Source organism: Fibrobacter sp. (assembly GCF_045112255.1).
Lineage (GTDB): Bacteria > Fibrobacterota > Fibrobacteria > Fibrobacterales > Fibrobacteraceae > Fibrobacter.
Window position 1 is genome coordinate 16,738 of record NZ_JBGUHR010000015.1, and the last position, 20,757, is coordinate 37,494.

The 20,757-nt window shown below is 45.5% G+C and carries 12 protein-coding genes, 1 tRNA gene and 3 pseudogenes; 8 read left to right on the top strand and 8 right to left on the bottom strand.

The window, feature by feature from the left end:
* The first annotated feature begins 9 nt into the window (after window positions 1–9).
* The 5 genes from ACJMM9_RS01020 (at window position 10) to ACJMM9_RS01040 (ending at window position 6,460) form a co-directional block, all read left to right on the top strand.
* Window positions 10–2,124: an ATP-binding cassette domain-containing protein gene (locus ACJMM9_RS01020; RefSeq protein WP_405323043.1), complete on the top strand. Its 2,115-nt coding sequence runs from the start codon at window positions 10–12 to the stop codon at window positions 2,122–2,124.
* Window positions 2,121–3,626 (top strand): serine/threonine-protein kinase, encoded by a 1,506-nt coding sequence (locus ACJMM9_RS01025; protein WP_405323044.1) that lies wholly within the window; start codon window positions 2,121–2,123, stop codon window positions 3,624–3,626. The genes ACJMM9_RS01020 and ACJMM9_RS01025 overlap by 4 nt, the downstream gene beginning before the upstream one ends.
* A 254-nt stretch (window positions 3,627–3,880) precedes the next feature.
* Entirely contained in the window at window positions 3,881–4,288 is a 408-nt protein-coding gene (locus ACJMM9_RS01030; RefSeq protein ID WP_405323046.1) for a YraN family protein, read from the top strand.
* 80 nt (window positions 4,289–4,368) lie between these two features.
* On the top strand, window positions 4,369–4,956 hold the full coding sequence (locus ACJMM9_RS01035; protein WP_405323048.1) for an L-threonylcarbamoyladenylate synthase: 588 nt from the start codon (window positions 4,369–4,371) through the stop codon (window positions 4,954–4,956).
* Window positions 4,957–5,125: 169 nt separating this feature from the next.
* On the top strand, window positions 5,126–6,460 hold the full coding sequence (locus tag ACJMM9_RS01040) for an ATP-binding protein (protein WP_405323049.1): 1,335 nt from the start codon (window positions 5,126–5,128) through the stop codon (window positions 6,458–6,460).
* 61 nt (window positions 6,461–6,521) lie between these two features.
* Here the strand turns inward: ACJMM9_RS01040 and ACJMM9_RS01045 are convergent.
* Window positions 6,522–6,594 (bottom strand) — tRNA-Arg (locus ACJMM9_RS01045).
* 518 nt (window positions 6,595–7,112) lie between these two features.
* Here ACJMM9_RS01045 and ACJMM9_RS01050 point away from each other — a divergent pair.
* Window positions 7,113–8,588, top strand: coding sequence for a C2 family cysteine protease (locus ACJMM9_RS01050; protein ID WP_405323051.1), 1,476 nt, complete (start codon window positions 7,113–7,115; stop codon window positions 8,586–8,588).
* A gap of 40 nt (window positions 8,589–8,628) precedes the next feature.
* Complete coding sequence (locus ACJMM9_RS01055; RefSeq protein ID WP_405323053.1) at window positions 8,629–10,140, top strand: C2 family cysteine protease; 1,512 nt, start codon at window positions 8,629–8,631, stop codon at window positions 10,138–10,140.
* A 50-nt stretch (window positions 10,141–10,190) separates the two neighbouring features.
* Here ACJMM9_RS01055 and ACJMM9_RS01060 read toward each other — a convergent pair whose 3' ends face one another.
* The 5 genes and pseudogenes from ACJMM9_RS01060 to ACJMM9_RS01080 form a co-directional block, all read right to left on the bottom strand.
* Window positions 10,191–12,401 (bottom strand): HD-GYP domain-containing protein, encoded by a 2,211-nt coding sequence (locus tag ACJMM9_RS01060; RefSeq protein WP_405323055.1) that lies wholly within the window; start codon window positions 12,399–12,401, stop codon window positions 10,191–10,193.
* An 85-nt stretch (window positions 12,402–12,486) separates the two neighbouring features.
* Window positions 12,487–13,041, bottom strand: coding sequence for a DUF1353 domain-containing protein (locus ACJMM9_RS01065; RefSeq protein WP_088639965.1), 555 nt, complete (start codon window positions 13,039–13,041; stop codon window positions 12,487–12,489).
* A gap of 1,999 nt (window positions 13,042–15,040) precedes the next feature.
* A pseudogene (locus ACJMM9_RS01070) lies at window positions 15,041–15,340 on the bottom strand (DUF4157 domain-containing protein); the annotation flags it as partial.
* Window positions 15,341–16,504: 1,164 nt separating this feature from the next.
* Window positions 16,505–16,804, bottom strand: a pseudogene (locus ACJMM9_RS01075) (DUF4157 domain-containing protein); the annotation flags it as partial.
* Window positions 16,805–18,037: 1,233 nt separating this feature from the next.
* Window positions 18,038–18,337, bottom strand: a pseudogene (locus ACJMM9_RS01080) (DUF4157 domain-containing protein); the annotation flags it as partial.
* A 154-nt stretch (window positions 18,338–18,491) separates the two neighbouring features.
* On the opposite strand from ACJMM9_RS01080, the gene ACJMM9_RS01085 reads away from it, so the two are divergent.
* A complete protein-coding gene (locus tag ACJMM9_RS01085) occupies window positions 18,492–18,689 on the top strand; it encodes a hypothetical protein (protein WP_405323057.1) in 198 nt (65 codons plus the stop codon).
* Window positions 18,690–18,726: 37 nt separating this feature from the next.
* On the opposite strand, the gene ACJMM9_RS01090 is transcribed toward ACJMM9_RS01085, so the two are convergent.
* Together ACJMM9_RS01090 and ACJMM9_RS01095 are read right to left on the bottom strand one after the other, a co-directional pair.
* Window positions 18,727–18,948 (bottom strand): hypothetical protein, encoded by a 222-nt coding sequence (locus ACJMM9_RS01090; RefSeq protein ID WP_173466301.1) that lies wholly within the window; start codon window positions 18,946–18,948, stop codon window positions 18,727–18,729.
* A 61-nt stretch (window positions 18,949–19,009) separates the two neighbouring features.
* Window positions 19,010–20,698, bottom strand: coding sequence for a hypothetical protein (locus ACJMM9_RS01095; RefSeq protein ID WP_405323059.1), 1,689 nt, complete (start codon window positions 20,696–20,698; stop codon window positions 19,010–19,012).
* Window positions 20,699–20,757: the final 59 nt, after the last annotated feature.

The following is a 20,757-nucleotide window of genomic DNA, read 5'->3' on the forward strand; positions in this document are numbered from 1 at the left end:
GGAATTGCGATGTTCCCATTCCGCCTCGTCAATCCAGACCCGTCAAAGCCGTTTACCATCGGGCGCAAATCGGATAACGTTTTGCAATTCGATAACCTGATGGTTTCGAGGTATCACGCGGTTCTGAATTTTACGGACGGCAAATGGATCTTGCAAAGCTTGACCCAGAACAGCATCACGATGCTGAACGGGAAGGACGTGACGACCGCAGCAATTAGCGACGGCGACGTGATTCACATTGGGCCGAGGCAGTTGCGGGCGACGCTCCGTGGCGCGGATTTGACGCTCTTGATCATGGAGCGTGAAGCGGAAAGCGATATGCAGACCGTAACGCTCTCGACGGAATGGAGAGAAATTGAAATACCCGGAATCGGGAAAGCGAAATGCCGCGGGATTGCGAGCCGAGATGCACGCAGTTCTGGAAGTGCCGAGATCAAGTTCGCAAAAGCGATTGTAGACGAGAGCGGCAAACGTACGCGAACGATTGCAATTGCAAACGGTGACGCGAGCCGTTTTGAATCGGCCGTAGTCGGGTTCCGCAATAATGATTTATTGATTGAATCGCAAAATTCGGGCTTTGATGTTTTCGCGCAAAACGTGAATGTTTTCGCAGGCAAAAAGCAATTATTAAAGGGGATTGATTTCGAACTTCCCGCCGGCGAGATTCTTGCGATTATTGGGCGTTCCGGACAAGGCAAGTCTTCGCTTTTAAAGATGATTCAAGGCATCAACAGTTGCGACAAGCAGAGCATAGTGCACATCGGCGGTGTCGATTACCGCAAAAACGAGATTCGCAGGCGCATCGCGATTCTGCCGCAAGACCCGCCGCTCCGCCCGGAGCTGACCGTCGAAGAAACCATTCTCGACGGTGCGCGTTCGTCGATGGACGTTCAGAACTTCAAGCAAGATGCACTGGCGCGACTCGAAAAGTTCTGCGAACTTTTCGGGCTGAGCGGACGCAAGCATAACCTCGTGAAGACGCTCAGCGGCGGCGAAATGCGCCGCGTCGCGCTCGCACGAGAACTCATGGGCAATCCGGGACTCGTGATTCTCGACGAACCGCTCTCGGGTCTTGACCCGTACAATTCGAGAATCCTTTGTACGCACCTCAAACAGCTAGCGTTCCTCGGCCATACAATCATCCTCACAACGCACAGCTACGAAGCTTTGCAGATTGCAAATAAAATTCTCGTACTGCACCAGGGCGAAGAAGCGTTCTTCGGGACCGTTCAGGCGGCCTACACGCACTTCAACACGAACGACCCGCAAGCACTCCTCACGAGCATCACGCAAAGCAAATCAGCCGAGTGGTGCGCATCTCGAACAGAATTTCGAGCAGCATCTAAAGCAATCGAAAGCCCGAACAGCGTCAAAAAGAAAGCATCCAAATATTACTTTGAACGTACCAGGCTCCCCCGCAATTTTGCCTACACCGTGCGCATCACCTTGAAGCAGTGGTTCCGCGACAAGGGCCGCATTGCTGCGCTTTTTGTGCAGCCCGCGATTATCGGATTTTTGCTCTCGCAGATTTTCTCTAACCAAAGTTCGCTCTGGACCGTAGCCTTTGCGATTATCCTTTGTGCGAACTGGTTTGCGCTTTCGCTTTCCATCCGTGAAATCGTACAGGAGAAAGACATTCTCCGCGACAAGTTCCGCCGAGGCGTTTCCGCACTCTCGACGCTTACAGCCAAATGCACACTCCCCATCATTTTCACGATGATGCAGACAGCCATTGTCTATGCGTTTATCAGTAGTCGCATTACCCCCCACCCCCCAATTGCGCTTATCGCCTGCGTTTTCGCCTGCATCGCCATCCCCGCAACCACCATCGGGCTATTCACAAGTACACTTTCCAAAAATACGAGCCAGGCAAACGCCTTCTTGCCGCTGCTCATCATCCCGCAAGTCGCGCTCGCAGGCGCCCTCGTGCCGCTCGACCAAATGCAGCCCATTGGCCGCGCCCTCTCCAGCATCATCTGGTCGCGCTACAATCAAGCTTCACTCCTCAACATTTTGCTGGAACGAAAAGACGACATTTTCAACACGATTTTCGCCATCGCCATCGCACTTAGTTTCTATATTGTTACTGCAATTTTACTACACAAATTAAAGAAGCCAAGATGATACGTCCAGAACAACCGCAAACTTTTCCGTACCCCTTTAACGAAAACTATGAACTATTGGGAACGCTCGGCAAAGGCGGAATGGGCTACGTCTACAAGGCCCTCGATAAAAAGCTGAAGCGCGAAGTCGCCTTCAAGATTCTCGACTCGACCTCCGATGAAGAGGCCATCAAGCGCTTTTATCTCGAAGCGCAAGCCATGAAGGAACTCGACCACCAGAACATCGTTCACGTGTTCGACTTTGGCCAGCAGGACAAGCAGCTCTTTATCGCGATGACTTACGTGCAAGGTATTTCGCTTGCCGAAATTTTGCAGAACAAGAGCAAGCTCTCGTTTGAAGCCATCGAAGTCATCATCAAGCAGATTGCACGCGGCCTCCTTTACGCGCACAGCAAGGGCATCGTCCACCGTGACGTGAAGCCCTCGAACATCATGCTCACGCGCGACAACCGCGTCTACATCATGGACTTTGGCATTTCGTACATCCAGGAGATGGAAAAGGAACGCCTCACCCGCACCGGCATGACGATGGGGACCCCCGAATACATGTCGCCCGAGCAGTGCCACGGTGACGAGGTTACGCTCCAGTCCGACATTTACAGCATGGGCGTGATCCTTTACGAAATGACTTGCGGGCGTTTGCCGTTCGAAGGCAGCCGCCCTGTAGAAATTGCGCTCAAGCATGTGCAGGAACCGCCTCCGGCTCCGGAGCTTTTCCGCGAAGATATCCCGGATGGACTTTCGGCGCTTATCCTCAAGTGCCTCAAGAAAAAGCTGAACGAGCGCTTCCACGACATGCAGGAATTCTTGGACGAATGCGATCAGGTATTCCCGCAGCGCGACACGCCGCACCAGAATTCAAGTCTCGGTCGCAAGACCGGCAGCCACCGCAACGTGCCCTCGATTGCAGAAGCCGCCAAGCGATTCGGCAGCAACATGACTCCGCACAAGCTCATAATCGTGGCGTTCTCGGTGCTGTTCCCGCTCATCGTGATTTTGCTCATGCTCCTCATGTTCACGCACAAGCCGCAGAACATGCTGCACGAAGTTGAATGGAGCGAGGTCATCGCGAATTACGAAACGAGAGCCATCGAACCCGAAATGTCGAAGGGCTACCCGCTTTCGAACTTGACCGACGGCGACCTGACCACCGCTTGGCTCAACAAGATGCCGCTCAAGCCACTAAATCCAGTACTCGCCATGTACTTCGACCAGAATACGCTCATCACGAACATCGGTATCGCAATCGGCTACCAGAAGTCCGTCAACGACGCTTTCGGCGACCGCTTCCGCATTTTCAAGAAGCCGCACACGCTTACCATCGAGACGAAGGACGGGTTCAAGCAGCGCGTTAAGCTTGAGAATATCAGGGGCATGCAGTACCCGAACATCCAGGCTGTAGAAACGACAGAACTCAGATTCTATCTCGAAGACGTGTACGAAGCCGACAACGACGACTACGCCATCTCCGAGATTCGCCTCCTTGGGATGGAAGTGAAGTAGCATCACCGTCACCCTGAACGAAGTGAAGGGTCCAGTTATTTCTAGTATTACACTTGTCATCCTGAAGCCCACAGGGCAGAAGGATCCAGTAAAGTCTTGAGTTATGAAACAAGATTTTATTGGATTGGGCTAAAGCCCCAACTCTTCGGGCTTCGCCCTCAGAATGACGTAATGAAAACCAACAGTGTCATCCTGAAGCCCACAGGGCAGAAGGATCCAGTAAAGTCCTGAAATAGCAATTAAAAGGGGAGCACATGATTTCTAAAAAATCACAAAATAAGTCAAAGGGAAATTTTATCGAGACGCAGGCCGTCGCGTTCTTGATGCGCGAAGGCTATGAAATCGTCTCCCGCAATTACGCTTACCACGGCGGAGAACTCGACATTGTCGCCCGCGATAACGGAACTCTCGTATTCGTCGAAGTCAAGTCCGTCTGGAACAACCAGGAAGGGAATCCGGCCGCCCGCGTGAACGCCCTCAAGCAAAAGAAAATTTGGCAGACCGCCTGCCACTTTCTGGCAACGCAAAATGCAATCGCGCCCAAAGGCTTCGACACGCCATGCCGTTTCGACGTATTGAGCACCCGCGCCTACCAAGAACCGCTCCAGTTCGCGCACTACAAAAACGCCTTCGAAGCAAACGAAGTCCTCCCAAGGATTTAACGCGATTTTCGTCACAGCTTTTTCCCGACTTTTTTTGTATATTATTCCTCCAAAAAGCGAAAATACAGATAAAGAATAATATGCGACTCGAAGTACATCCTGAAAATCCGCAAGCGCGCATTGTCAAGCAGGCCGCCGAGATCCTCGAAAAAGACGGTCTCGTCCTCTACCCTACTGAATCCGGCTACGCCATCGGCTGCAACGCCGAATCTTCCAAAGCCATTCACAAGCTTTACGCCCTGAAGAAGCCCATGAAAAAATTCTTCATGGCACTCATCGTTCCCGATATCCGCTTTGCCTCTGGTTACGCCCACGTGAGCAACTTTGCGTTCAACATCATCAAGCAGCGTGTTCCCGGCCCGTACACATTCATCCTCCCCGCCGACCCGCACATTGCGCGCAAGCTTGACGTCAAGCGCCCTGAAATCGGCATCCGCATTCCGACGCACCCGTTCTTCAAGGAACTCTTCCAGCACTTTGACAAGCCCATCTTGAGCACCGCAGCCAAGCTCAGCGACGACGACATCTACGAGACAGACGAACTCTGGAAAACGTTCCAGCATTCCGTAGACATGATGGTGGACTGCGGCAACATCGAAATCAACCCGACAAACGTCGTGAGCCTCGTCGGCGACAGCGTGGAAGTCATCCGCGGGGAACTCGTCTAAAGTCGCGCGATTCTTGATTGCCGCGATTCTCGACGCATTAGAAAGGTGACGCTTAAACCCACTCATGTTTTAGGTATTTTTAGTCAAAACTCGCTCATATTTTAGATACATCCATCAAAAAGTAGCCATTATTTTAGTCTTTTCGTAAAATTTTGACTATATTAATAGCATGTACCTAAAACGTAAAATTGACGATTTTTTAATATCCTGGAAAAATTCCGAACCCAAGAAACCCTTGATCATCAAGGGCGCAAGACAGATTGGCAAAACAGAGTCCGTTTTGCATTTCGCATTAAGTTACGAAAACCTCATCAATATCAATTTCGCTTTAGAGAAAAAATACACCAACATATGCGAAGACGGTTACGATGTTCAAGACATCATAATGAACATCTCCCGAATTGATCCTACAAAAAAATTTATCGAGGGCAAAACCCTAATTCTATTCGACGAAATTCAAGATTACCCAGAAATCGCAACCGCACTTAAATCGTTCTGTATCGACAAACGCTTTGACGTCATATGCAGCGGTTCCATGCTCGGAATCAATTACAAGAAAATCGAGAGCAACAGCGTGGGTTACAAATCCGAATTCCCGATGCAGGCGCTCGATTTCGAAGAATTTCTCTGGGCTATGGGCTATGCACAAGAAACCACCGACGACCTACTTTCACATATGGTCTCAGTGACTCCATTTAACCAGACAACGTTAAAGGTATTCGAAAACCTGTTCCTAGATTACTGCATTTTAGGCGGAATGCCCCAAGTTGTCAGAACATTTATCGAAAAGAAAAGTTTCGAGGGTTCCCTGGAGTTACAAAAAGAGCTGCTAGCCGATTACAAAGAGGACATAAAAAAATACGTTGAAGGAATTGATAAAACCAGAGTCCTGAACGTATTCAACCACATTCCCATACAGCTTGCCAAAGAAAACAAAAAATTTCAAATATCCAAAGTCGCATCCGGCGCCAAATTCAAGGACTACTGGGGATGCATCGAATGGCTAAGCGACGCAGGAATGATCAACCTATGCCACTGCCTGCACACACCCGGCCTCCCCCTAAAAGGAAACTACGAGGAAAACAAGTATAAAATCTACTTCAAGGACACAGGACTCCTAGTCGCAAGTCTTGATGATGAAGCCCAAGAAGATCTCCGAAGCAACAAAAACATGAACGTGTATAAAGGCGGACTATACGAAAACATCGTCGCCGAAGCACTAAGCAAGCAAAGCTATGAATTATTTTATTACAAAAAAGAAAATTCCACACTTGAACAGGACTTTTTTGTACGCACCCAAAAGTCGCTTGTCCCAGTAGAAGTCAAAGCGACCAACGGCACCGCAAAATCGCTCACGACTTTAATAAAAAGCGACGCCTACCCAGACATCGTCCGCGGCATCAAGTTCATTCATGGGAATGTTGGATTCACCAATAATATTTACACATTCCCATATTTCTGCGCATTTCTTTTAAAAAGCTTTTTAAAGACTGCAGACTTTTAAGAACTTCAAAAAGAGAAAAGGGCCGTCACATGCAATGAAGCAATGTGCGGCCCTTTTGCTATACCCGGTTCGCGAGTCGAACGCGAGTTTAATCCTTAGGAGGGACTCGTTCTATCCATCTGAACTAACCAGGCTCTTTAGCGACCGCGAATATAGAAAAAAAACGGCAATTCATCAAGCAAAAGGGCCAAAACGGCCTGCATCAAGAGATAAATCCGGCAATCAGCAAGCCCTGGGCGCCATTCCAGAGTTCGAACTTTAGATGGCGGTAAGGCTTCCCAAAGAGGCCGCATTTTTAACAAATTTTGCCGAATATAATTTATTTTAGGAATAATACACCATTGAAAAAAGTTTTTTACAGCATTGCCACGTACTTTTCAAACAAACTTATATCTTTTATTCTCAAAAAGCAGACAACATATACAATATAATTTCTTTATTTATAAATCAATTTAACTATTTTCTGTTCTCAAAAAATTTATAGAATTTTAAACAAGTACAATCAAGTAACAACTATTCCACACATTCGCCACAAACAACGTAAACCATTATTTACTCCATTCTGTATAACAGCTTGTTATTTTGTATCATATAACAGCTTTTCGTAACAATAAAAACTGTTTTGCATTTTATCTTACACAGGAGAAAAATAATGGATAAAGAAAAAATCTCAATCGGATGCCCAGACCCATTCAGTGTTGCGGAATTGATTGAAGGTAAAAAAATCGACTGGTCTAAGAAAAAAGACGAAATCGACGCATTGGCCGAAATTTTTGGCGTCACGAAAGAAGCATTTTTAAAAGATTCATTTACTCTTTTGAATCCGTTCGTAAAAATCAATTCAAAAGGCGAACTCACTGCAATTTCAGAAAGCGAAGCTACAACACGCCTTGAAACATTCCTGAAAAATAACGCAAGACCGCAAAAGGCTTTGGCAAAGGCAGCCTCCACAAAGGCCCTCACGCCAGCGCAAAAACGCAAAAACGTCATCAGCGTCCTGCTCAACAAACAGGTGACGGAAAAAAAATTAGCACAAGAAATAAAAGCAAACAGAATTGTAGTTGCCAACAGTAACAATTCCGTCTACCTGCCAGAAGGAATGACGTGGAAAGACAAGGGCTACTTCTTCAACGAGACCGCCCACTGGTACGACATTTGCCAAAACAGCATTGGCGACTGCTACTTCCTCGCGGCTCTCTGTTCCGTTGTTTACGCAAACCCGTTCTGGATTAAGAACAACGTCGCCCTAAGGTACAAAAACGGTATCCAAGACGACACCCCATGGCATGCAATCGACTTTTACGTTCCTAAGACCGGCTCCTACAAATCAAATCAAGCATGGTCTGGAAAACAAGGAACCGTACAAACCGTCGTCGTTTCTGAAGAACTTCTCGTCAACGAAAAAACCGAAAAAAACTACGGTGTCTGCGGACCTAAGGAAAAATCGGGAGCAGCTATAAAAAACGTTTCCAAATCAGAAATGGATTCTTGCTGGCCAGCCGTTTACGAAAAAGCCTACGCCAAGTTCCTCGAGAAATGTACCTCGGACTATCCCGACTTGAAAGGCAAAATCAACGGCGGCAATGGCGGCGGAGCGCTCAAGGAAATACTCCACACTGAAAACGTTGTTACAAAATCTCTGGGCAGCCTGACCGTCAATCAAATCTGGGATATCGGCCTTAAAGCCCACAGCAATCCGACATGCGTTTCCATTCACAGCTACTGGGATAAGGGAAAACAAGTCTACTATTCCAAAGCCGGAACTAAACAAGAGTACATGGATATGGGCCTCTACATCGGCCACGTCTATTCATTCCTGGACGTCATCATGATGAAAGACTCCAAGAAATACGTCGTTCTCCGCAACCCGCACGGCCGTAACCTCGCCGCTATCAAAAACAACCCGGCGGTCTATCACGACAGCTGGACATACAACTATGGCGCCAATCCGACAAACACCTACCGCGGCGTAAGCAGCATCTACAGGTTCGTCGATGGCAACAACGATCCGCAAAAATCACGTGGAACATTCCTGATGGAAATCAATGAATTCAAGCGCGTCTTCGAAGACGTGTATTACTACGACGGTCCCGCAATAGACGAAGGCCTGACCTCGCTCATCCCATGACAACCATCAACCACACAAAGATTTATACAGGAGATTTACAATGGAAGAAAAATTAAACGCAATTGGATGCCCGGACCCGTTCAGTATCGCCGAATTTATCGAAGGAACAAAAATCGACTGGTCTAAGCAGAAAGACGAAATCGAAACGCTCGCAGAATGCCTCGGCGTGACAAAAGCAGGCTACCTGAACAACATAAACGCGATTCTCCGCCCCTTCGCCGAAGAAGATTCCAAAGGCACGATCAAGATCCTTTCGAAGGACGTCGCACAGAAGCGCCTCGAAACGCTCATGACGAAGATTGCAAGGCCGCAGAACAGCGCAAAGATCCTGAAATCGGCAAGCAGCCTCACATTCCAGCAAAAGCGCAAAAATGTTGTCAGCATCTTGATGAACGTTCAGGAATCCCAGAAGGTCATCAACCAGAAAATCAAGAGCGGCGAAATCACAGCAACAACTGACGCCGTCTATCTGCCCAAAGGCATGTCCTGGAAAGACAAAGGCTACTACTTCAACGAAACCGTACACTGGTACGACATTTGCCAAAACAGCATTGCGGACTGCTACTACCTCGCCGCGCTCTGCTCCGTCGCCTTCGTCAACCCGTTCCTGATCAAGAACGTCACCGGCTTAAGGTTCAAATACAGCGAAGGCATCCAGGACGAAACTCCGTGGCATGCCATCGAATACTACGTGCCTAACGGCACTTACGAATCTTCAAATGCATGGAGTCATGCCAAGAAGACAAAGCAGACCATCGTCGTTTCCGAAGAAGTCCTTGTCAACGCAAGCGGCTACAACTACGGTGCATCCGGGCCAAAGGAAAAGCTGGAAGGCCTCGTGAAAGGCGACAAGTCCAAGCTCGATTCCTGCTGGCCGGCCGTTTATGAAAAGGCGTATGCCAAGTTCCTCGAAAGATGCACTTCGGACTACCCAAACATGGACGGGCTGATCCATTACGGAAACGCAGAAGACTCCCTCAAGGTGATTCTCCATACAGAAGACGTCGAAACAAAATATTTGTCAAACCTCACCACGTCGCAGATCTGGAGCCTCGCCGGAGACGCAGATACGAAACCTTCATGCGCATCCATCAGCGCCCCCAAAGTAGGGACCGAAGCAGATTATACAAATATGGGCCTATACACCTACCATGTATATTCGCTCCTGGGCCGCACAACAATAAACAACAAGCAATACGTCATTCTCCGCAACCCGCATGGACGTAACCCAAACAAGCTCAAGAACAACACCCACGTTTACCAAAGCAGCTGGAGCGTCGCAAATACGGTTAGCGCAAACAACACGTACAGAGGGACTAAGGACATCTACAGGTTCGTCGATGGCAACAACAACCCTCAAAAGTCACGGGGCACGTTCCTGATGGAACTTGCCGAATTCAAGCGAGTCTTCACGGCTATCGAGCGCTACAACGGGGCAACAATATCAAACGGTTCAACAAGCTTGACCCCGTCCATTTCGATCAGGCCTATCCCGGTTCCCAAGCCTATCCCGGAACAGCTTAACCCAATAAAGCCGATTCCGAAAAAATAATTGTCTTGTAGCCATAAGCAGGTCCCGGTTCGCCGGGGCCTGTTTTTTTTTTACTTTGCAGGATTTTCTTCGGACGAAAGCTTCGTCCTTGCGTCGTACAGGCTCTTGGAAATATGCGTAAACGCCTCGACGACAACGGGGTCGAAGTGGCTACCCGCCCCTTCCATAATAATCGCCATCGCCTTTTCGTAGCTAAAGCCTTTCTTGTAAACGCGTTCGGCAATGAGCGCATCGAATACGTCGGCCACAGCCATGATTCTTGCAGACAAAGGAATTTCTTCGCCCTTGAGACGGTTCGGGTATCCAGAGCCATCCCACTTTTCATGGTGATAGCAAGCCATTTCAATAGATTCATTCAGGTAGTCGGCATCGAAAGCGCCCTTTGCATCATCGACGATTTTCTGGAGGATCTTGCCGCCTTCGGTCGTGTGGTTCTTCATGATGGCAAATTCTTCATCCGTAAGCTTTCCGTTCTTATTCAAGATCAAGTCGGACACCGCAATTTTTCCGATATCATGGAGCGGAGCGGCCTGCTTGAGCTTGTGGATATAGGCATCCGTCAAGATTCCCCTGAACTGCCCCTCGGACTGAAGTTCCTTCGCAATGGCCTCGACATACTGAGCCGTCTTCTTGATATGGTCACCCGTGCATTTATCGCGCGCTTCAACCATCTCGGCAAATTCCATGATAATGACTTCCTGCATGCGCTGGATGCGCTGGTTCTGGTCATGCACCTTCTGGATAAAGTTGAACGTGTCATCCGTCATCGCATTGAAGTAGTCGTAAAGCTGCCCAATTTCATCTTTGGACTTGATCCCGAGACTTGCGACATCGTTCACGGAATTCCGCATACGGGAAAGGTCCAGATCAAAGCCCATGTCCAAAGCATAGTTCGCGCGCATCGTCGCCCCAGCAATCTTCTGCGCTGCATAGGACATCTTGTTCACAGGAATCACGATCCCGCGCTTCATCAGCTCGAAAACAATCATCATGATGATAATCGAAAGCCCGAAGAAAAGCGACAGGAGCTTGATAAAGAACATCGCCTCATCGCGGACAATAGATTCCATGGAAACGTCTGCAGCCACGTAGGCAACCGTTTTCCCGGCAGCGTTCCGAATAGGCTTGTAAACCGTCAAAAGCCAGCCAAACTGGTCATCCGAAATAATCGGCTCAATCTCTTCGCCATTCAAAAGCTTTGGCAGATAAGGCAAGAACGACGGATCAAATTCAAGTACGGAACCAGGCTCGCCCTCCGCCTCGCCATCTACGTCCAAGTCAAAAACGACATGGCAGCCGTCTTCCATGATCTTGTAGACATAGAGGTATTTTGTATGCGGAAAGCTCTTCCGAATCTGTTCAAGAATCCTCTTTATGCGGTCATAACCTTCAGCTTCATGGCCGCGCGCAATATACTCATCCACCCTTTCAGCATCAATCGCGATCGACGCCGACTCCGTCACTCCACGCGCGGTACTTATATAGTCGTTGATCGAATTGTCGCGATACAGGAACAGCCCGATTGTGCTTGCAAGCCCGCCCAGAAGCACCTCGGCGACAATCACCATCAGGACAACCTTGTTCAGAAGGGAATTGCTGAACGAAGCCTTTTCCGCAGAATTGCCCCGTGCAAAATTAACTTCGCTCAAATATTCCTTGACATGATTTGGAATAAAGTGGTAGATGAGCGCCGACAGCAAAACAATCACGCTTTTGTCAAAAACATCAATGACGACATCGGCACAGAGCTGCGAAGTGAAACGGTCCCAGTGCATCAGGTCATGGAACGCAATCGCAAACGGCGCCGAAATCCCTTCGCCAAAATTAAAGCCGTATAGTGCATAGGTGAAAATCGACCCAATGCCGCCGCCGATCATCGCAAAGATTAAAATGAGAACCAGCAGCTTCCAGATGCTCTTGAAAAAACCGCGACGGAAAAGGAACGTCGCGACAACCGCAATAAAGATGCTCAAGACGCCATAATACATGGCAACAGGCTCGGCGATCCCGTTAATGGCGTTCACGCCAAAGCCGACAATCACGGCAGGCAAATACCCACCCAGCATGGCGGTAAGCACCGTCCCCAGACAATCCAGAAAAAGCGGTATGCCAAAGAAAATTGCAAGCTTTGCGGGGACCACGTTCAAGAGCAAGCCTAAAACAATCAGCAGCAGGGCCTTTCTAGAACGCCACAGAAAGCCCCTCACGACCTTCAGAATCCATTTTAGGCTAGACACGACTTCCAAAGCATACTTTCTCATACCCAAATTCTTCCTTTTTGCTTATTTAAAATACATAAAAATAAGACAAAAAGAAAGCCCAGTTTCAAGGAACCAGGCTCAAAAATTAACGGTATTCGAATTTCGCTTCAAATAAATGCTTGCAGTTATTACTGTCGTTGCCCCAGTGATCCGACGAACCCGCAAAAACCTGGATACCCAAGTCAGCAGCCCCCGCAACAAGGCGGCTCATGCCGGCAATCCTCCAAATACAGCGGAGAATATCGTCGCACTCCTCGCGGCTCAGCTTGCAGCCATCCGTCTGGCCCGCGAGCATATACAAGCCGTCATGGATGAACGGAGCCGCGTTATAAACATCGTCGCCCTTCTTGATGTCCGGGACAAAGCGCTTCGCAAACGCCGGCGCCGAAGCGCCATCCGACATAAACCCTCTCCTGAAACGGAAAGTCAACATGAAATCGCGGAACTTTTTATCGGCCTTTGTATAGCGAGAACCCTTGACATACACGTAACGGTCCAGCTTGAAAAAATACATCTTGCCGTTGCCGTCAAACACAAGCGGAAAATCAATCTCGATGGACTCCACCGTTATGGAATTTCTGTCCTGCTGAAAATTCTTGCGACTCGTCATCTTGTCGATGAGCATCTTTAATGTTGCCATAGACTCCTTCTCTTAGCATGTTAGACACAGAGAAAAGATAAAAAATTAAAGGCGTTTTTTGGGGGGAATAAGAATTGTGAGTATTCTTTCCATTAAAACATTTTTTCAAATCTAAATAGCAAAATTATTCCTTTTTCTCAGTCTTTTTTTCATTTTTTTTCATTTCAGTATCCACTTTCACCCCATCCAAATCATAGTCTACATACTTTTCATCAATATCGTCAGCTTTCCAATTCAAATGATAAGAAGTTGGACCAGTATGATAACCAACTCCAATAATCAAAAAAGAAGAATCCTCTTTATGGACAAATAATACGTGACAAGAGTCTCCTTCTTTTCCATTTTTTTTCAAACCACCATGAGAAATATGGAAAACCGTTTTACCCCCATATAAAAAGTTTGTGCCACCACCACTATTTAATTTGTGATTTTCCATATAAGCAACACATTTTGAACACCAAATTGGCTTGTTCGCAGCACTTCGTTCACACAATTGTTCCACAAAAACTTCAGTTTTTATCTCAAAATGTTGTTTTTCTTCAACAAAATCTTCTATTCTATCTTCAACATCACTTAAATCAGAGCAACCTTCAATGGATATTTTATCAACACCAATTAGACTATTTATCTCGCATAAAACATATGCTTTCATTTTTCGTATAAAATCGCAAAGTCTGTAGCCGTTTATCACAGCATGTGGATTAACAAAACTATACGCAAATAAATCACCTAAATTTTTTAACACACATGTCACTTTTCTTCCCGGCATCATTTCTTTCCGAGTCAAAGATAATTTTTCTTGAACACAACCTACTACATTATCTTCAATACCATTCAAATTCTTGCACCCGGAAATATCTAGATTTAAAACACAGTCCAGCCTACACTCATGATCAAGCACATATTCTTGCATTTGAAGTATAAACGAAGCAACATCTACACCAAATATTTCAGAACGAGGATGAATAAAATTAAATGCGATTAAATCACCAAAAGTTTGAATTCCATGCGTTTCAAAGAGTTTTTCGCCTTCTTTAATTACAACAGGTGCAGAAGCTAATTTCTGAGTGTTATGCATTCTAGACGGGACCTTCTTTTCGAAGTTTTTTTTGCCCTTTCCAATTACAACAGGTGCAGAATCTGATTTCTGACGAGCTGTACAACTTTCTTCTACAACTCTTGCAACATCTATTAAATTTTCACACTTGGAAATATTTAGGTGTAAAACCCAATCCAAACAGCCCGTTTGTTGATTTACATAATTTTGCGTTTCAAGTATAAACGAATTAAGATCTACGCCATATATTTCAGAGTGTGGGTGGGCAAAATTAAACGCAATCAAATCACCAAATGTTCTAAAATTCCAATAATCTAAATTATTTGTGTCTAATGTAAAATCCAAACATTTTAGAACATCTTGCATAGTCCTACAATCAAAAACTTTTTTTTCCCCCAGAGTATCAAAGGTATATCCTTTTTCTATTATCTTACTTTGAATATACTCAATAAATTCACCAAAACAAATATCATTAAGAATCATCGAATCATGCGTATAACCGTAAACAATCAAATCTTTTAATGTAACAATCCCCAAAGATCCCAGCGGTGGAATAATTCCTTCTTTCTTTTTACAAGAAGCAAATGTTAATTTTTCAACATTGCGCGTTTCCGCGAATCGCATTCCATCAGCATAAGCATCTATAGCATCTACAACACCTTCAATAGTTGTACGTTCACTGATATTAATAAATTCCCATTGAGTTTTGGGAATATTTTTTAACCTTTTTTCTAATTCTTTGCGAACTTTCTGAGCGATGACGCATTCCTTGCCAACATAAAAAATTTTCATATGACATATCGCATCAAAAAAATCATTTACATTATCATATAATTGTTCTACAGAAGCATTTTTTGTAGATGCTATACTGATACATTGTATCAAATTATTAAATTTATTTTGAGCAACAAAATTCCCACATTCAATCTGTCGGCACTGCACCGCCTTCTCCCCCATCACATCGGCTTCATGCTCTAGGGCAGTATTATCATTCACAGGCATTCCGTTGATGTTCGTGGTTGGAGAAACGCGGCCGGCCATTTGCTGAGCGACATGCCATGCTTCGTGCGGTAGGTGTTTTTCTTGTCCAGGGGCAACATGAATGTCAGTTCCCTGCGTGTACGCAAGAGCCTGAACCGTAGCGGGCTTAGGACTGTTGTAATGCACACGCACATCGTCCATCGAGAAGCCAGAAAGGCTCTCAATGCCAGCCTTTAAGTTATCCGGCATTCCCGTGTTGTTCGGTCGAGGCGTTTCCTCACGCTGGGCAGTACCGTTCGCCAAATCTGCTTTGCGCTGGAGGGATTCGCTCTGAGAAGACACATCGAGAACTGAGGATGCGGAGGGAGCATCCTTCTTTTGCGTGGGGGATTGTTTTTGTGCAAATGTTGAATTCATAAGAAAATCCTTTAGGGATTCACAAAGACTTCGTTCATCTATTTTGATACATGAATTAGTAATTCGTCTGTCAAGATTTCAATCCATTCAATTTTTTAAATTGATAGATTTATAAAAACAAACTGCAAATTACAATGTTTTTACAGCCTCAATAAATTTATAGAATTAATAAACATTCCCATTTTCATCAATATGTAATTTCGTTTTCTTCCCTTTATAATATTCTTTACCATTAGTAGCAGTGTACCTATGGCTAGCATTTCCCGAAACCCCTCTTCTTGCGTCAGCAGACACATAGACTCCATCATTCATTGATATAGAAACGTTTTTATTACCCTTTATTTGAGGAGAAAAACAGTCGTCGTTTACTCTACGGTCCTTTAAACATTTATAAAAAATTTCAATATAGGAAGAACCTTCTTTGAAACCACCCTTTGCCGCCAAATCTCTTTCACCTGTATGACAACCAGCCAAGTATATTTCCCCAGCATAGCCTTTGGGCAATATAGCATTTACTTTTTTAGCCAAACGTGACGGCGAGTACGATGCGAAAAAGGAGCCTTGCTCACCATGTGCATTTATAACCAAATTTTCATACTTGTGAACTTTTGTTGCATTTTGAGCGCTTACGAAATCAAATTTTTCATCTATTCTATCATTGATTTCAGATTCAATATCATTCCATTCTATTAGTTCCAAATCTTCCGGTTTTTTAGTTTCAAAGGTTATGGGAGCATACGGTTTTAGTTTTTTTAAATCATCAAATTTCCCCGACATGCAATATTTATCCCATAGAATCTCTGCTCTTGTTTTATATTTTTTTTTAAGACGTTCTGTATGGCTAAATAAATATATAGAATTTTCACCATTATAACCCAAATTTGTACTTCCTTGCATTATTCCATCAAAAAATTCATACGCATTTATAACACGAAGCATTTGACATGTATTACCCAAATTATAATTGATTTTTTTATTACTTACGTCAATTTCAGAGACCCTCTGCACCGCCTTTTCCCCCATCACATCTGCTTCGTGCTCTAGTGCAGCGTTATCATTCACTGGCATTCCGTTGATATTTGTGGTTGGAGAAACACGGCCGGCCATTTGCTGGGCGACGTGCCATGCTTCGTGCGGAAGGTGTTTTTCTTGTCCAGGGGCAACATGAATATCGGTTCCCTGCGTGTACGCAAGAGCCTGAACGGTAGCGGGCTTAGAACTGTTGTAATGCACACGCACATCGTCCATCGAGAAGCCAGAAAGGCTCTCAATGCCAGCCTTTAAGTCATCCGGCATTCCCGTATTGTTCGGTCGCGGGGTTTCCACACGCTGGGCAGTGCAGTTCGCCATATCTGCTTTGCGCTGGAGGGATTCACTCTGAGAAGACGCATCGAAGATGGAGGATGCGGAGGGGGCATCTTTCTTTTGCGCGGGGGATTGTTTTTGTTCGAAAGAGGAAAACATATTTATACCATACAATTTTTGAAGAATGGGAAGACATCCCTTTTATCAACAGCTAATCATATCGAATTAAATACGTAATTTCGTTTGTTTGCCACTTATATATACTCCTTCCTCGCGTAAACAAGCGTAATGCCATTTCGAACCATCTTCTGAAATCATTAACGAACCTTCATCAAAGTCGAGCGTTATCGATTTTATGGTAAATTTGCCTTTTTCTATTTTAACATTTCCTTTTTTGCCTGTATTTTCATAGACATCATTCACTAATTTCATACATTCACATTGTGGAAAAAATAAATTGTCCGTATTGAAATCAATTTCTTCTTTTTTTAAAAAAAGGAACTTATCTTTTTCGTTCTTGAAGTATAAACGAATCTCTTTTGCTTTTATTTTTTTCACTTCATCAGTAAGTACACAGACTCCTTTTTTAGTTGATATCGCGGTATTTTTATTTCCTTTAACAAAAGGAGATATTTTTTTCGCCCCAGCTAACTCAACCAATTTAGCACGAAATTGTTCAATAAATGATGATCCAACAACAGGTTCTTTTTTTTCATTTATTTCACGTTCTCCTGTATGACATCCTGCTAAATAAATTAATCCCGAATAATGATTTGGCAACAGCTGTTCGACATGATAAGCGAGTAAATAGGGTCCCATGTCTGCAAAAGATTCTTTTGATCCATGCGCATTTATAACCAACATTTCTTGTTCTCCTAGAACATCTGTATCACTTATCGAACATTTTAATTTATTTATATAATCTGTATATTTACCATAGGCATCTTGGCAATCTTTTGCCCAAATGGTTATTTCAGGACAGTAATGTTCTGCTCTTTTTTTTACAAATTCATTCACAGTACCCTCCGTCACAGCATTCCAATAATCATTGAAAGCTTTTTCCACTTTTCCTTCATAAAGCGATCTCAATGATGCAGTATTCCCAGCTAAAGTGGCATTTCTTTTCTGTCCCCAAAATTGCTGATAACCATTAATAACACGAAGCATTTGACATGTATTACCAAAATTATAATTGATTTTTTTATTACTTACGTCCATTTCAGAGACCCTCTGCACCGCCTTTTCCCCCATCACATCGGCTTCGTGCTCTAGTGCAGCGTTATCATTCACAGGCATTCCGTTGATGTTTGTTGTTGGAGAAACGCGGCCGGCCATTTGCTGGGCGACGTGCCATGCTTCGTGCGGCAGGTGTTTTTCTTGTCCGGGGGCAACATGAATATCAGTTCCCTGCGTATACGCAAGAGCCTGAACGGTAGCGGGTTTGCTACTGTTGTAATGCACACGCACATCGTCCATCGAGAAGCCAGAAAGGCTCTCAATGCCAGCCTTTAAGTTATCCGGCATTCCCGTATTGTTCGGTCGCGGAGGTTCCACACGCTGGGCAGCGCCGTTCGCCATATCTGCTTTGCGCTGGAGGGATTCGCTCTGAGAAGACGCATCGAAGATGGAGGATGCGGAGGGGGCATCCTTCTTTTGCGCAGTGGTTTGGCGTTGTACGTATGTGGTATTCATGTTTTCTCCTTTTTGTAGAGATCCTTCGACTACGAACCTTCGGTTCTTCGCTCAGGATGACAAAGCGTTACCAGGTGGGCAGGAACAATCCGTGTATGCCGTTCCCGGAACGGAGTCCGGGAAGACATGCAATGTCAAGACTTCACTGGATCCTTCGGGCGTTCGCCCTCAGGATGACGAAGCTGAGGCAGGATGACGAGAGGGAGGTTCCCGCTCGGAGGCGGGAATGACATTTACGCGAGTTCTTCCTCTTCGGGGACGGCTTCGCGCTGGATGGCCTTGCCCTGAACGGGTTCCTCGTCATCTTCGAAGGTGGCGCGCTGGAGGGCGCTGTTCATCATGTCGGCTTTGCGTTGCAGGCTTGCGCTCTGCATCGAGGAGTCCATGAGGCTTGCGGCGTTATTGGAGGCCATGCGCTGGATGGCATCGGATTTTTGAGAGTACGTAGAGGTCATGAGATGTTTCCTTTTTTTGAATGTTAATGGTTTTGATGGATTGCCGTGAATGGCACACCTTTTATTCTACTCGACGGGTCGGAACGTCCCTTTTTTCACGGGCCTGCAACAGAATAATGGCTACGGCAACCATGAACAATACGATATTGGGCAACAAGCCCAGCAATCCGTTTATAAAGGTGACGAAGGGGTCAAACAGCATAACGACAGCCATCGTGATAACAGACGGCAGCACAACTATACCGAGCAGCAAAACCAGGCGGGTTCTGAAGAAATCCTCCACGTCATCTGATACAAAATAGCTCACGAGGACTCCGACCGCAATAAGGAAGGACAAAAGGTTCAAGAGTCGGAAAATCCAGCGGTGCTTACAGGCAAAAGCGGCAATACTCCCCTGTCGTTCATACCGATTTTTCCCGATTCCAAAAAACTGGACTATACACGTGCCGAGATTTCCAGGCGCAAAGCACGCATCCTTGGCCTTGACATCCGTGGCATAAGGGCCAACAGCAAAGCCAAAGTAGGTATCATTGTAGAACGGTTCATCGTTTTGCAACTGGTACCACTGTTTATTATCAAACCAAACCATCGGCACAACAGAATGAATCACATCGCGACGGTTCTTGCCTTCCACTTGCTGGTCCAGGTCATTTAAAACAAAGCGCTTACTATGCGACGTGGGTTCTTCGAGAACCACGAACAGATAGTTCTTTAATTCATTCTTGCTATACTTTTGATAATCTTCAGGGAACACGCCTATGTCAGCAAAATACTTATAGCTGTAAATTCCATTGTTATTCCCGAGACCCATGGAATCCACAAGATCCAAACGATCCATCATGACATTTACATAGGCATGCGCATTTTCCGCAGAAAGGACCTTGTTCAACTTCCTAAAAAACACCTTGAACTCATTTGTAGCAATGGAATCTTTCGGATAGTTCTTGAAACGCAGAGTCACGCCATCGCCACGGTATTCGAAATCGTCCGCATAGAAACTGAGCGTATTCACAAACCGCTGGAATCCCGAATTTATTTTCTTGTTCACGACCATCTCGATTTCATTGACCAGATTCTCAAAAAATTTTTTAAACGATTCTTTTGAATCAATGTAGTTCCAGTCGTCTTTTTGGACAATCCAGTCAAATTTCACAAAGTGGCGGTGGACTTCATTGACAAACTCATAATTTTTTTCATCGCTCAGGTATTCCGAGGCAAGCGTTCCAGAAGGCAAGTGAAGTGTTCCTTTGTCATCGGCGTATAGCCCATAAAATTCCAGTCTTGTAACGCCTTCAAAATCTATCCATTTGGTGGAATCGCCGACATACCAGTACGGATAAATTCCAAAAATTTCGCTATCAAATTTATCCTTCGAGCTACAGCCACAGGATTTTTTCCCGTTTGTCAGCAAAGGGTCGTCGTTAAAGCCATCGACATGTTCCAACACCGCACTTAACGATGGCAAAATTGAATTACGGTAAAGGGTGTCAAGATAATCAAGCGTTCGCATCCACTGTTTATCGGAACAATTCTTATCCTGAACACCATCTCCGTCAAAAGATTCTCCACACATATTGTTAAAAAACACAGCCAAAGCCTTCAGGGCGTAATGGTGGACTAACGACGTATCAGGGAAATCAACCCCTTGCATGTTCTTGAGCACCTGCAAGGCGACATCTGCCGGTTTCGCCAACGAATCCAGCTTGGCTAGAGAATCAACCTTTTCAGGCGAGATTCTATAATAGTTCATAACCGTGCTTTTCGCAAATGAAAGCACCGAAAATGCGAGAACGGCTAGACACGTGATTA